A 12,093-nucleotide genomic window follows, 5' to 3' on the forward strand; every position below is an offset into this window, starting at 1 on the left:
TGGTGAATGTTGTTGTCTTGCCATAGTTGGACTCCTTTCGTTATAAAAATCATACGGGAAATCCAACTTAGAAACAATGATTTTTTTGTCTTAATTTATGGGTTCATTATACACTGTTCTTTGACTGCACCAAATGGTCCACTTACAGCAATCGCTGGATATTTCCCAAATGCATTTTTCGGCTTATACAAATCTGCAACAAGTGTGATTCCATAACGATTTACAAATGTCACTTTCTCATGATCTACTTTTTCACTTTTTGGAAAAGTTTTATCCCATTCAGATACTAGTTTTAATTCTTCTGTTTTCAACATAAATATAACCTCCATATGCAAATTGTCTTATAATTCAAGAATGCCTCGGCAATCTTCCTATTTTAGTTTTCTATATTCTTCATCACTTACCGGTTCAAGCCATTCATTGGAACTATTTTCGCCCGGAACTTCTATTGCCAGATGTGAAAACCATTCATCCGGTGCTGCGCCATGCCAGTGTTTCACTTCTGCCAGAATATTGATGCAGTCGCCTGGCTTCATTTCTACAGCATCTTTCCCTTCTTCCTGATAATATCCTCTTCCGGCAACACATACCAGGATCTGTCCGCCTCCACTTTTTGCATGATGGATATGCCAGTTATTTCTGCATCCTGGTTCGAATGTCACATTGAAAATTCCAACCTGAGAAGTAGAAATCGGTGCAAGAAAACTCCTGCCCGAAAAATACTGTGCAAAGCCATCGTTTGGTGCACCAATTGGAAATACCATCTCTTTTGCATGCGCCCGCATCGCTTCCTCTTCGTATGGCAAATCTCCTTCGCCTGTCTCCCACACTTCCTTTGCAAGATTGAAAACAGCCCATGCTTTTGGCCATCCTGCATAAAATGCGACATGTGTGATTACTGCGGCAATCTCTTTTTGTGTTACACCATGATTTTTTGCATTTTGAAGATGATATTTTAAAGAAGAATCTGTAATTCCGGAAGCCATCAGAGCAACCACTGTGATGATACTTTTTGTTTTTACGTCGATGTCCTGGTTATTCCAGTTTTCACCGAAAAGGACATCATCGTTAAAATGTGCAAACTCCGGTGCGAATTCACCAAGTGCATTTCTTCCTGCTGTCTGTATTATTTTTCCCATTTTCTGTATACCTCCATAGCACTATTATTTATAAAGATTTTACCCACTCACTGATTTCCTGTTTCGTTCCACAATTTAACAGTCTGCCTTCTGTAATAACTGCGTCTGATGCAGATGACTGCAATTCTTTCACAGTGTTCCCAAATCCACTTCCACCGGATGTTGCAAAGAGCACAATCTTTTTGCCACTGAAATCATAGGCTTCCAAAAATGTATTGACAATTGTCGGAGCTACATACCACCAGATTGGGAATCCCAGAAGGATCTCGTCATAAGAACTCATATCCATCTTTTTCTTCATAATCTCCGGTCTGTATTTCTTATCACTCATTTCCACACTGCTGCGGGATTTTTTATTCATCCAGTCAAGATCAGCCTTTGTATATGGAACTTTTGGCTCAATCTCAAATAAATCCGCTTTTGCTTCCTCTGCGATCATCTGTGCTACTTTTTTTGTAGTTCCGCTTGCACTGAAAAATGCCACTAATTTTTTACTCATAATAAAAAGCCCCTTTCTATACGTATTTTTCACAAAAAATAAATGTATAAGATTTACATTCATCTTACACATCTATTTTAAGCTCTATCGCTTCATTATGTCTAATGCTTATATTGAATTTTGTTTTATGCCTGAAAAGCATTAATCTCCTCAATCATTTTACGGACTGCCAAAGAATATGGGATATTCCGTCGCCAGGCAATCACCGTACTGGTCGTGATTTCAGGAGAAATTCTTCGCTGTACAAGAATATCCTCTCGCCAATACTTTGCAGCACCTTCGATGGATACCGGATAGCCCAGTCCGTTTGCTGCCATAACTCCGGCATTCGTTCCAAGATTACTTGTAAAAGCAATCTGCAGTTTCGAAAAGTCTTTTCCAAACCAATTGGCAAGTTCACTTTGAACATTTACTCTTTCCGGCAGGATCAATGGTTTTCCAATAAGATCTTCTTTTTTTATAAACTCTTTTTCTGCCAGCGGATCATCCGGCCGCATTCCGACACACCAGTGATCGCAATCTGTGATCCGGATATAATCCAGCCCTTCGGTGTCCACCGGCTCCATGAATAATGCGATATCTACAAGTCCTTTGTTCATCATCTCATACACTGCATCTGCTGTTGCAGTATGCAATACAATCTGAACCAGCGGATATTTTTCTTTATATGTTTTACATATCTTCGCCAATGTCTCCACTGCTGCAAATTCACCGCATCCAATGGTTATCGTGCTCTCTACAACCTCTTCTTTTCCTTTCAGTTCCTCAAGCGTCCTTTCCTCAAGATTAAGAATCTCCAAGGCACGCCTTTTTAATAAAATCCCCTCTTCAGTAAGCGAAATTTTCTTCCCGTTTCGAATAAATAATGTTATTCCCAGTTCCTCTTCAAATGCCGCCATTTGTCTGGATAGCGTTGGCTGGGTAATATGCAATTGTTCTGCTGCTTTTGTAAAGCTCTGTTCTTTTGCTACTGTTAAAAAATAGCGTAATAATCTTAATTCCATATCTTTATATTCCTACAAATTTTTCTTGTAACCATTCTATCATATTACATCCCAGATATCATCTATATTGATTTTTTCTTCTCTTACAAGTTGGCATAATATAGCATCATTACTCTTGTAAGATATCATAATCTTTCAATATGTCTTCTGGTTATATGCCTTTCATTTTCAGTCCTTACATAAAAGAGATTGATGGAGTATCTAAAGAATGGTGACGGATATGTTTTATATGTTCTTCTGGTATTTCTCTGGTAGAAGGTCCGCAAGCCCATAATCTGCATAAAATCCCGTGGGTTATTTTCTTGAGTGATTTTTCAGTGTATAATAGACAGTGTAAATTTTTCTGTAACTTCAGAAGCTTTCCCATTGTTTTCTTTTTACCGGAGGATTTTACAATGCAGGAAATACATCATTTTTTTCACTCATTATTCAGTCTCACCCTTGATTTTCGTGTCCGGCTGTTTAATATCCTGGCTTTAGGAGGCACTGTGATCAGCCTGATCATGGCCCTTCTCAGTCTAGGAACCGGTTCCTGGGGAAATGTCCTGATCAACCTTGTGCTGGTCGCAGTCTCAGGAGGACTTTTTCTTTATTCCTATTACAGTGGGAAATATCAGCGATGTTATCTGATCACTATTGTCATAATTTTTCTGATTGTTTTTCCGATGATGTTTTTTACCAGCGGCGGATATCATGGCGGTATGCCGGCCTTCTTCGTGTTTGCCATTATTTTTACCGTGCTGATGCTGGAAAAAAGACGGGCTCTGATCGTTTCTCTGCTGGAGATTGTCCTATATATAGGACTGTGTCTGGTCGCATACCATTTTCCGCACTTTGTAACTCCTTTTGCCACGGAAGCAGACCGGCTGGCAGATATTCTTCTGGCATTTGTCTCTGTAAGTACTGTCTGCGGCATTGTTCTCTATTTTCATCTGAAGGAATACAACCAGCAGCAGCTCCTTCTGGAGGAACAGAACCTGCGGTTGCGCTCCCTTGACAATGCCAAGTCTACCTTTCTGACCACCGTTGCCCACGAGATTAAAAATCCTCTGAGTTCCATCTCCCTCCACGCCCGCGACACATCCGAGCTCCTTGAGGAAGAACCTCTGGATTTCTCTCTTATGCAGGAAAATCTCCGTACCATTGAACAGTCGGTAATGCGGATCGACCGGATCGTGCTGGATTTGATGGATACCGTTTCCATTGAGCAAGGACGGCTGGCCCTTTCTCTTGTACCATCAGATCTGGGAGTACTTTTACATTCTGTAAAAAAAGATTTCAGCAGTCATCCAAGTTCCGGGAATAACCAGCTGGTCCTTACGATACAATCTGACCTCCCGGAAATCTCTGCAGACCCGGAACGGCTGATCCAGGTTATCACCAATCTGATCTCCAATGCAGATCGTCACACTCAAAACGGAACCATCACCATTTCCCTTACAGGCGAACCGGGCTGGCAAACCATCTGCGTTTCTGACACCGGAACCGGCATGTCAGAAGAAATGCGAAAAAACGCGCTCAAGGGTTATGTTTCTGCAGATAAAGATTACTGGCGGCACGGCATAGGCCTCTATGTCTGTCATCAGATCATCACTGCCCACGGCGGCAAAATATGGCTGAAAAGCCAAGAAGGTGAGGGAACTCAGGTGTTCTTCTCACTTCCGGAGGAGGAGTCATAAATATATGAATGAAAAGAAATCGCTTATCCTTATGGTTGAGGATGAAGAACAGGTGCTGAATACCAACTGCCGGATGCTGCGGCGCCGTGGCTACGAAGTCCGCACTGCGCAGACAGTCTCCGAAGTCTATCATCAGCTTGAAGAACAGCTGCCGGATCTTCTCATCCTGGACATTATGCTTCCGGACGGAAACGGCCTGGATATCTGCCGCCACTTCCGCGAAAAAACCATGAACCCTGTTCTTTTTCTCACAGGAAAAAGCGATATCCGCGATAAGGTAGAAGGGCTTCAGCAAGGAGGCGACTATTATCTCACCAAACCTTATAATTTTGACGAATTTCTAGCCGTGATCCAGATGCTTCTGGAACGCCAGAAACGAATAGAAGAAAAAATAAAAGAAAAATTTCAGGCTTCCCGCCAGATCACAATCGGAAGCCTGCGGCTGGATCTTTCGGACGGCCATGCATATCTCAATAATGCCGACACAGGTCTTACCCGTACCGAATTCTCCCTGCTGCGTCTCCTTGCCGAAAACCAGGAGAAGGTTTTTTCTGCAAAGGAACTCTATGAAGCAGTATGGGGCAGCTGTGCGGGAACAGATACCAGCACGGTACGACGGCATATCTTTAACTTACGGGTCAAGATCGGCGCCGAGAATACCGATGAATATGACATTGTCTCGATTTATGGTAAGGGATATCTTTTTACCTGCCGGTAAATGTCTCTTTTTCTTCACATTTCTGAATATCAGAATCTGTCTGTTATAATATACTTAACAGACAGGTTCTTTTTATCAGGAGGTGCCTATGCATAAAAAATTCTTAGTTCTTTTAACAGGCTCGATTGCTCTTTCCATATCTGCAGTCCCAGTCCTCGCTTCTGACCCTCCAACCGATGATGGTCAGTATATCTGGCAGGATGAAAACGGAGATTACTGGTACCGCAATGGTTCCGAGGATGAATATATCGGCGAAGGTAATTATGCCCCTGATCCTGATTCCGGTGAACTGATGGAAAGCAACGATGCCGGCTGGACCGAGCAGGACGGTTATTTTGAACCTCATTATTATTATGAGGATGGCAGTGTGTGGCTAGAGGATGCTACCGGAACCACTTATATTGGCTCCAGAGATAAATATTATATTGATGACTACGGTAATCTTCAGGAATATTCCGAACCAGAAGCTGATTCCTCCTCCGAGGATTCTCCAGAAGAATCCTCTGAATCAGAAAAGCGTGGCGAGCTTCATATGCGGGTTGGGTTCACTGCTGATGATATGATCAGAGAATCCATGCCCGAAAAAGAAGGTTATTTCGAGCAGCGTTCCGTAAATGAGGGAAAAAGTACTGCCTTTGTTTTAAAAGTAGCTAATTCTTCTCTGGAGGATTCTTCCCTGAAGGGTTTTCTGGCAGAATACTATCCGGTAAAGGGTGAGATCATCACTCAAAAGGATCTTACCTTTGAATCTTATCCTGCTACGAAATATCAATATTTAACCGCAGTCAACGAAGAAGAAAAAAATGTAGATGCGCTCGTATGCCAGACTGACGATTATACATTTGGACTTTTTATCCTGACTCCGTCAGACACCTATGATAAGGTCGCTGAAAAGGCAGCTACAGAACTGATCAAATCCATAGAATTTGTTTACGCAGAGTATGTGGATATGGCCATGACGGATTACTTCCAGGTTCTTACTCCAGAGCGTTGGAAATATCTCTGCCGTTATGAAACGACCGAAACCGAAAATGGTGGATATAAACTGACTTATTACAATGAGGATGTCCCTGTGCTGACCCTGGAAGCCAGATATTACGATGGTAAAGACCAGCCTCTGGACAGTGTATGGCAAGGCTATCTCGGCCGCATCGAAACAGTCGATGGCAAAAAGTATGATCTTCTGTCCACCATCAGCCAGTACTCTGAAGATGCCTCTGACGAATGGAAAGAAATGTATGACACCTATCTGGATACCATAAACGGAATCCGCATGATGGATGGCTGTTCCCTGACCGAAGGAAGCCATACCTGATTTCCCGGTCCCCTCTACCGTTATTTTGCAGACCGGAAAATCTATAGCTGTATCTCAACCGCAAAAGACACATCATATTTACACAAAAGAAGCTACAGAACTTGAGTCTTCATTGTTCTGCAGCTTTTTTGTATTTTAAAATCACATTCTGCGTTCTTTTGTATTCCTGCTCTCTTCGGTGCTGATCCCGTATGGTAACAGTTTTGTCATGATCCTGCCTATATTTCTATTTCTTCTTATATTCTTATAATTCTTTTACAAATTTCACTGCATTTTGGATATCTTCATCATCTGGATGTCCTTTTGCAATGCCCCCGATTAGTCTGAACGGACCAAATGTATCATATCCTTTGCATCCAAATTTTCCCACTACGCTGGCACGTTTTTTATCCAAAATCTGCTCTATGGATTTATAATTCTCACTTCCGCCATAAGTACAGATCAGGAATACCTTTTTGTCATCTGGTAAATTCTTTTCCGCAAATTTCAATATTGACTGATGATACTTTGAAAAATAGATTCCTGATGCAAACCCGATCATATCATAACTGCTCAGATCTGCATCTGACTGTTTTACTACATCAATCAACTCCACCTGACACTCTTCTGCTATTCTCTTTACTATTTTTTCTGTATTTCCATGATGTACCGATGCATACACGATTGCTTTTCTCATATCTATACCCTTTCTATCAGCTCAACAATAGAATTATACCATCATTTGTCAGCTTGTAAATCTGTTTCATTACAGGCAAACAACTCAAAATGATTTCGATTTGTTTTTATAAAACCTTCTTTTTGTAACTTTGATATCTCTGTAGACATTGCTGCACGGTCAATACACAGATAATCTGCCAGCTGCTGCCGGTCAAACGGAATATCAAAGGATAACGATGAATGTCTGATGGATTCTGCCGACAGGTATGACAATAGTTTATCCCTTGTCGTTCTTTTTCCAACATGTGTAATCTTATCGTTCAGGATCAGTATCTTATTTGCCAGGACACTGACCAGGTTACGCATCAGCTTCTGATGATGCTCACATGCAGTTTGACAAGTAACCAGAAGCCTCTGAACATTTAAAAAAATAATCTCACAATCCTCATCTGCTACCACACTGATATTCAGGACAGCCCCCGGGCTTGCTGCATATGGTTCTCAAAAAAATCTCCGGCATGACATTTCGCCAGAATATTTCGATGTCCCCAGAGATCTTCCTGAATAACAAGAACACAGCCTGATACCACAAGTCCCATTACCTCTGTAGAATCTCCTGCTCTGAAAATATAAGAATCTCGTTCTTTAGAAATTACTGTTGCATTTACACAACGCAATATGGATAATATCTCGTTATCACTAAGACCTTTAAAAAATGGATTGTTTCTTAGAATAGGTAAATATTTTTCCAAAAACATTCCTCCTGTTGGAAATCAAACATACAAGTTGTATTTATCATACTATGATTTTAGCAGAAACAAACGTTAAATACTATTGACGGAGGATAAATGATAAGAAAGATTATCAGGATTGATAAAGACAAATGTAACGGCTGTGGTGCCTGTGCAAGTGCCTGTCACGAAGGTGCTATTGATATCATTAACGGAAAAGCCGAACTGGTAAGAGAACATTTCTGTGACGGACTAGGCGATTGTCTCCCAGAATGTCCCACAGGCACCATTTCTTTTGAAGAAAGAGAATCCCCTGACTATGATGAAAAAGCCGTGCAAGAAGCACAGAAAAAAGCACTTCAGAACTGGCCGGTACAGATTAAACTGGCACCTGCAAATGCACCATATTTTAACGACGCTAAGCTTTTAATCGCAGCCGATTGTACTGCTTACGCATATGCCAGTTTCCATCAGGATTTTATTCGGAATAAGATGACTTTAATTGGTTGTCCAAAATTAGAGTTTCTTCTGCGAGGCATTATTTAAGATTGGCTATGAAGAAAGTATGGAGGCTCTGCTTCCTACAGTACTGAAAGTAGGGGAAATCAACCTGAAGTGTATGGCACTTCTTGACAAGGCAAATACAGAAACCTATGGAACGCTCTCTGGTACGAACAGAAAGCAGTCTGCATCCTGTTAACGCTTCTGCATCTTGGTATTAAAAACATCCGTCTTGGTCCTTCACTTCCGGCGTTTCTGTCTCCTAAAGATCTTTATAGAATCAACAAAGCCGATACCGGATTCCAAAATCCTGCATCGGCTTTATGATTATAATTGTCTTTTTTATTATCTGTAATATATACCGCTCCAGTAAATATTGTCTTTCACGATTGTTTCAGGTGGAAGCTCTACACCATCCAATGCCCATTTTTTATATTCTGCAAAACCCACTCGGTCTATAATATACCCCACATGTTCCTTACCGCCAGGCGCATTTGGATCAATATATTCTTTCACAAATTTATAGGTATTCAGGATAACTTTGATGATGGTGTCTTCATCTGCCCAGATCAGAAAATCTTCTCCCAGACGTGGATTTTTCTTTCCTGTTCGTCCCATAAGTGTCAGACGATAGTATTTTTTTGCACTTCTGGTCCATGCTCTGGTCGGACATTTTGTTACACAAACTCCACATCCCACACATTTTTCCTCATTGCGCACGATTCGATAGTTTTCCATCTTTAATGCATCCACCGAAAGCTTATCACAGCCTTTTACACATGCACCACAGGAAACGCAGCGGTTAGGGTCATATTGTGGCTCTGTCATACCAATAATTCCAAAATCATGCATCCTTGCTTTGATACAATCATTGGCACAACCTGTAAGTGCAATTTTAAAATGAAGATCATTAGGAAATATAGCCTTTTCAATTCTCTTTGCAAAGGCTGCTGTATTATAATTTCCAAAAGGACAGACTCTGTTTCCGATACATGCACAGACATTTCTGGTTCCTGATGCCGGATACCCGGTACCTGCTTCATTTTGATTGATCTGAAGATTATCAATGATCGGTTGAAGCATCTCATTAACTTTATCCATATCTTCCATATGGATTCCTTCAATTTCAAATCCCTGACGGGTGGTAACATGAATCTGGCCATTTCCATATTTTCTGGCAATATCTACTACCTGCTGCATGACATCCGCATTACAGCAGCCTCCCGGAACACGCACTCTGGAAGCCGTAAGCCCACGGACTTTTGATACACGGAAGGCATTTTTCTTCAGTTTCTTTATATTGATATCCATTATATTTTCCTCCCTAATCAAACAGTTTTTTACCTTCTGAATAACAGAATACCGGCCCATCCAGACAAATATATGTGTCATTCATTCGGCAATGCCCACATTTACCAAGTCCACAGCACATTTTTCTTTCCTGTGATATCCAAATTTGTTCTTCCTTCATTCCCAGTTTTAAAAGCTCTGCCACTGCAAATTTCATCATAATCGGCGGTCCGACAACAATAGCTGCAGTTTCATGAATGTTATCCAATTCAAGTTCCGGAATATATTTTGTAACTAGCCCCGTTCTATAGAAAGGGTCATCGGATGAGTCCACCGTCAGGACCAGATTCATCTGCTGTTCCCATCTCCTCAGATCGTCACGGAATAAAATATCTTCCGGAGATTTAAATCCAAGTATTGTATGTAATTTTTTTACCTCATCCGGATGCTCACCGAAGTAACTGATCACACCTCTCACAGGAGATACTCCTGTTCCACCAGCTACCACGATCAGCTCTTTTCCCTGATAATTCTCCTTTTTAAACCCGTTCCCATAAGGACCACGCATAAAAAAGCTGCTTCCCTCATTTAATTCAAAAATCTCTCCGGTCACCTTACCAACCTTACGTATCGTCAGATCAACATAATCTTCTCCTATACCACTGACCGAAATAGGTGCCTCACCATATTTTGGAATAGAAACTTCAAAAAACTGTCCTGGTCTTACTTCACCCACATATGTCATACGAAATGTATATTCTGTCTCTGTATGTTTCACGATTTCTTTTATCTTAGATAAGAAAGGAATATATTCATTTGTCATCTTATTTTCCCTCCTTTTCTTTCAGTTTCTGAAGGCATGCAACATAGGAAATATATTCCGGACAGACATTTTCACAACGTCCACAGCCGACACACATATGATATCCAAATCTTTTCTTATAATCTGCAACTTTATGTAATACCTTAAAGCGCATTCTTTCACCCTGACTCTGACGGAAGCTGTGTCCTCCTGCAATGTCAGAATATCCCTCCACCTGACAGGAAGCCCATACGCGGCGCCGCTCTCCTGCCTTTGGATTATCTTTATAAAAAATATCCTGCATAGTAAAACAAGTACATGTCGGACAGACAAAATTGCAGCGGCCACAACCAATACAGCGGCTGCCATATTCCTGCCACATAGAATCCTGATGAATTGTATCTGGAAGATTCTCCGGAATCTCTACATGAATCTCATTCTTTTCCACAAAATTCAGTTTCTCCTGTGCATTCTGTCCATAATTCCATAATAATACTTCCAGTTCTCTGCATCTTAGTTCCATATAGCAGCCCTTTTCATCCTGAAAAATATACATATCATATTCTTCACAACGATTTGTACCCATACTTACACAAAAACAATTTTTACCGGATTCCTTACACCCCATCACAGCAAAAACTGTATTTTCCCGCATTCTTCTGTAATAATAATCCTCTGCACCGTTTTTCAGATACATCTCATCCAGACGTTTCAAAGCATGAAAATCACAGCTTTTCAAAAAAATCAATCTCTGTCGTGCCACTCCATCTGCTGTTTTCATTTCATCCTCTGTAAAATAAAGAATCGTCTCTGAGACTGGAAACAGCACTTCCTTGAAACTGTAATCCGACTTCTGATCCCAGACAAGTTCTTCCCAGCTGTTCAGCAGACCATAACGAACTATATCTGTATCTGAAAAGCATCCTGTTCCCTGATAAATTTTCGGTCCATACACATCATAGGATTTCTGCAAAATTTCAAAAATCGTCTGCATCTCATCACTGTTGAGTCGTTTTCCCATCAGATACCCCTTTCTCATAATCACATTTTATAAAATTCTGCAAGACCATCAGAATCTGTCAATATAAACCGCTTATTGCCATAACGGATCAGACCTCTATCCGTAAGAACTTTACAGGCACGAGACACATTCTCCCTTGGTGCACCAACTAAGTCCGCCATCAGGGTAATAGTAAGATCAATATCTATCATCACCCCGTCTTCCGTATCCACACCAAAATCACGACCTAGCTTCCATAATTTTGCAGCTATTTTTCGCTCCATCTGCATGTTTCCGGTCGTATTTTTTAACTGGTGACCCATTCGCCAGAGATTTCTTTCATATTCTCTCAGAACAGCTCTTGTTAAAGCATGGCTCTGCTCCATAAGCTGAAGGAATTGTTCTTCTGCAATTTCTATTACCTTCACTGGACAGGCAGCCTCACAAAAAAGTGCATTTGGCTTTTTGCTTACAATACTCTGATTTAAAAGCCGTCCTTTTCCCAGGATAAAAATCACCTTTCTATTTCCGTGCTTGGTCAGATTGTAAAGCATCACTTCCCCAGAATACACGAAATATACTGTTTTCGTTCTGCTACGTGAATGAAAAATCACTTCCTTTTTCTTATATGAAACAACCTTACTTTCATTAAGCAGATTCTGCAGAATATCCTTTGGTATTTCTTTAAAAAAATCCATATTCTCCAGTTCTCTGATCGTTATCTGTCCCATTTTATCAACCTCGCTGGCATAACTTTT

At 40.9% G+C, this 12,093-nt stretch carries 14 protein-coding genes and 3 pseudogenes; 6 read left to right on the forward strand and 11 right to left on the reverse strand.

Annotated features, from left to right (window positions below):
- Positions 1-110: 110 nt before the first annotated feature.
- The 4 genes and pseudogenes from ACTNB8_RS08795 to ACTNB8_RS08810 all read right to left on the reverse strand — a co-directional run.
- Positions 111-314 (reverse strand): annotated as a pseudogene (locus ACTNB8_RS08795) (alpha/beta hydrolase); the annotation flags it as partial.
- A gap of 57 nt (positions 315-371) precedes the next feature.
- Positions 372-1,139, reverse strand: coding sequence for a carboxymuconolactone decarboxylase family protein (locus ACTNB8_RS08800; protein WP_441053918.1), 768 nt, complete (start codon positions 1,137-1,139; stop codon positions 372-374).
- Between the two features lie 28 nt (positions 1,140-1,167).
- Complete coding sequence (locus ACTNB8_RS08805; RefSeq protein WP_441053920.1) at positions 1,168-1,638, reverse strand: flavodoxin; 471 nt, start codon at positions 1,636-1,638, stop codon at positions 1,168-1,170.
- A gap of 125 nt (positions 1,639-1,763) precedes the next feature.
- Complete coding sequence (locus ACTNB8_RS08810) at positions 1,764-2,642, reverse strand: LysR family transcriptional regulator (protein ID WP_441053922.1); 879 nt, start codon at positions 2,640-2,642, stop codon at positions 1,764-1,766.
- A gap of 395 nt (positions 2,643-3,037) precedes the next feature.
- Here ACTNB8_RS08810 and ACTNB8_RS08815 point away from each other — a divergent pair, with 395 nt between their 5' ends.
- From ACTNB8_RS08815 to ACTNB8_RS08825, 3 genes are all read left to right on the forward strand, one after another.
- Positions 3,038-4,321 carry a sensor histidine kinase gene (locus ACTNB8_RS08815; RefSeq protein ID WP_441053924.1) on the forward strand — a complete coding sequence of 428 codons (1,284 nt, stop codon included), beginning with the start codon at positions 3,038-3,040 and terminating at the stop codon, positions 4,319-4,321.
- 4 nt (positions 4,322-4,325) lie between these two features.
- The gene (locus ACTNB8_RS08820) at positions 4,326-5,039 is read left to right on the forward strand and encodes a response regulator transcription factor (protein ID WP_441053926.1); all 714 of its coding nucleotides are present in this window, start codon (positions 4,326-4,328) and stop codon (positions 5,037-5,039) included.
- A gap of 88 nt (positions 5,040-5,127) precedes the next feature.
- Positions 5,128-6,354 (forward strand): hypothetical protein, encoded by a 1,227-nt coding sequence (locus tag ACTNB8_RS08825; RefSeq protein ID WP_441053928.1) that lies wholly within the window; start codon positions 5,128-5,130, stop codon positions 6,352-6,354.
- Between the two features lie 244 nt (positions 6,355-6,598).
- Here the strand turns inward: ACTNB8_RS08825 and ACTNB8_RS08830 are convergent, their stop codons facing one another.
- From ACTNB8_RS08830 to ACTNB8_RS08840, 3 genes are read right to left on the reverse strand one after another with little or no spacing between them, the layout of a single operon-like run.
- Entirely contained in the window at positions 6,599-7,030 is a 432-nt protein-coding gene (locus ACTNB8_RS08830; protein ID WP_441053930.1) for a flavodoxin family protein, read from the reverse strand.
- A 41-nt stretch (positions 7,031-7,071) separates the two neighbouring features.
- Complete coding sequence (locus tag ACTNB8_RS08835; RefSeq protein WP_441053932.1) at positions 7,072-7,470, reverse strand: Crp/Fnr family transcriptional regulator; 399 nt, start codon at positions 7,468-7,470, stop codon at positions 7,072-7,074.
- Positions 7,471-7,478: 8 nt separating this feature from the next.
- Positions 7,479-7,763: a cyclic nucleotide-binding domain-containing protein gene (locus tag ACTNB8_RS08840; protein ID WP_441053934.1), complete on the reverse strand. Its 285-nt coding sequence runs from the start codon at positions 7,761-7,763 to the stop codon at positions 7,479-7,481.
- Between the two features lie 96 nt (positions 7,764-7,859).
- On the opposite strand from ACTNB8_RS08840, the pseudogene ACTNB8_RS08845 reads away from it, so the two are divergent.
- The 3 genes and pseudogenes from ACTNB8_RS08845 to ACTNB8_RS08855 all read left to right on the forward strand — a co-directional run.
- Positions 7,860-8,264: pseudogene (locus tag ACTNB8_RS08845) on the forward strand (ATP-binding protein); the annotation flags it as partial.
- A gap of 43 nt (positions 8,265-8,307) precedes the next feature.
- The gene (locus ACTNB8_RS08850; RefSeq protein ID WP_441053936.1) at positions 8,308-8,442 is read left to right on the forward strand and encodes a hypothetical protein; all 135 of its coding nucleotides are present in this window, start codon (positions 8,308-8,310) and stop codon (positions 8,440-8,442) included.
- Positions 8,409-8,570, forward strand: a pseudogene (locus tag ACTNB8_RS08855) (hypothetical protein); the annotation flags it as partial. The gene ACTNB8_RS08850 and the pseudogene ACTNB8_RS08855, both read left to right, overlap by 34 nt.
- Before the next feature lie 18 nt (positions 8,571-8,588).
- On the opposite strand, the gene asrC reads toward ACTNB8_RS08855, so the two are convergent.
- From asrC to ACTNB8_RS08875, 4 genes are read right to left on the reverse strand one after another with little or no spacing between them, the layout of a single operon-like run.
- Entirely contained in the window at positions 8,589-9,554 is a 966-nt protein-coding gene (gene asrC, locus ACTNB8_RS08860) for a sulfite reductase subunit C (protein ID WP_441053938.1), read from the reverse strand.
- 13 nt (positions 9,555-9,567) lie between these two features.
- Positions 9,568-10,356 (reverse strand): anaerobic sulfite reductase subunit AsrB, encoded by a 789-nt coding sequence (gene asrB, locus ACTNB8_RS08865; RefSeq protein ID WP_441053940.1) that lies wholly within the window; start codon positions 10,354-10,356, stop codon positions 9,568-9,570.
- Position 10,357: 1 nt separating this feature from the next.
- Complete coding sequence (gene asrA / locus ACTNB8_RS08870) at positions 10,358-11,356, reverse strand: anaerobic sulfite reductase subunit AsrA (protein WP_441053941.1); 999 nt, start codon at positions 11,354-11,356, stop codon at positions 10,358-10,360.
- 20 nt (positions 11,357-11,376) lie between these two features.
- On the reverse strand, positions 11,377-12,066 hold the full coding sequence (locus tag ACTNB8_RS08875) for a Crp/Fnr family transcriptional regulator (RefSeq protein WP_441053943.1): 690 nt from the start codon (positions 12,064-12,066) through the stop codon (positions 11,377-11,379).
- Positions 12,067-12,093 lie beyond the last annotated feature (27 nt).

This window comes from Blautia sp. HCP28S3_G10 (assembly GCF_052065235.1).
Classification (GTDB): domain Bacteria; phylum Bacillota; class Clostridia; order Lachnospirales; family Lachnospiraceae; genus Blautia_A.

Bases quoted from the DNA above. Each gene is read 5' to 3' on its own strand.
- ACTNB8_RS08820 (WP_441053926.1), top strand. From the start codon at position 4,326: ATGAATGAAAAGAAATCGCTTATCCTTATGGTTGAGGATGAAGAACAG.
- ACTNB8_RS08805 (WP_441053920.1), bottom strand. From the start codon at position 1,638: ATGAGTAAAAAATTAGTGGCATTTTTCAGTGCAAGCGGAACTACAAAA.
- ACTNB8_RS08850 (WP_441053936.1), top strand. From the start codon at position 8,308: ATGGAGGCTCTGCTTCCTACAGTACTGAAAGTAGGGGAAATCAACCTG.
- ACTNB8_RS08875 (WP_441053943.1), bottom strand. From the start codon at position 12,066: ATGGGACAGATAACGATCAGAGAACTGGAGAATATGGATTTTTTTAAA.
- ACTNB8_RS08815 (WP_441053924.1), top strand. From the start codon at position 3,038: ATGCAGGAAATACATCATTTTTTTCACTCATTATTCAGTCTCACCCTT.
- asrB (WP_441053940.1), bottom strand. From the start codon at position 10,356: ATGACAAATGAATATATTCCTTTCTTATCTAAGATAAAAGAAATCGTG.
- asrC (WP_441053938.1), bottom strand. From the start codon at position 9,554: ATGGATATCAATATAAAGAAACTGAAGAAAAATGCCTTCCGTGTATCA.
- ACTNB8_RS08810 (WP_441053922.1), bottom strand. From the start codon at position 2,642: ATGGAATTAAGATTATTACGCTATTTTTTAACAGTAGCAAAAGAACAG.
- ACTNB8_RS08800 (WP_441053918.1), bottom strand. From the start codon at position 1,139: ATGGGAAAAATAATACAGACAGCAGGAAGAAATGCACTTGGTGAATTC.
- ACTNB8_RS08825 (WP_441053928.1), top strand. From the start codon at position 5,128: ATGCATAAAAAATTCTTAGTTCTTTTAACAGGCTCGATTGCTCTTTCC.
- asrA (WP_441053941.1), bottom strand. From the start codon at position 11,356: ATGGGAAAACGACTCAACAGTGATGAGATGCAGACGATTTTTGAAATT.
- ACTNB8_RS08830 (WP_441053930.1), bottom strand. From the start codon at position 7,030: ATGAGAAAAGCAATCGTGTATGCATCGGTACATCATGGAAATACAGAA.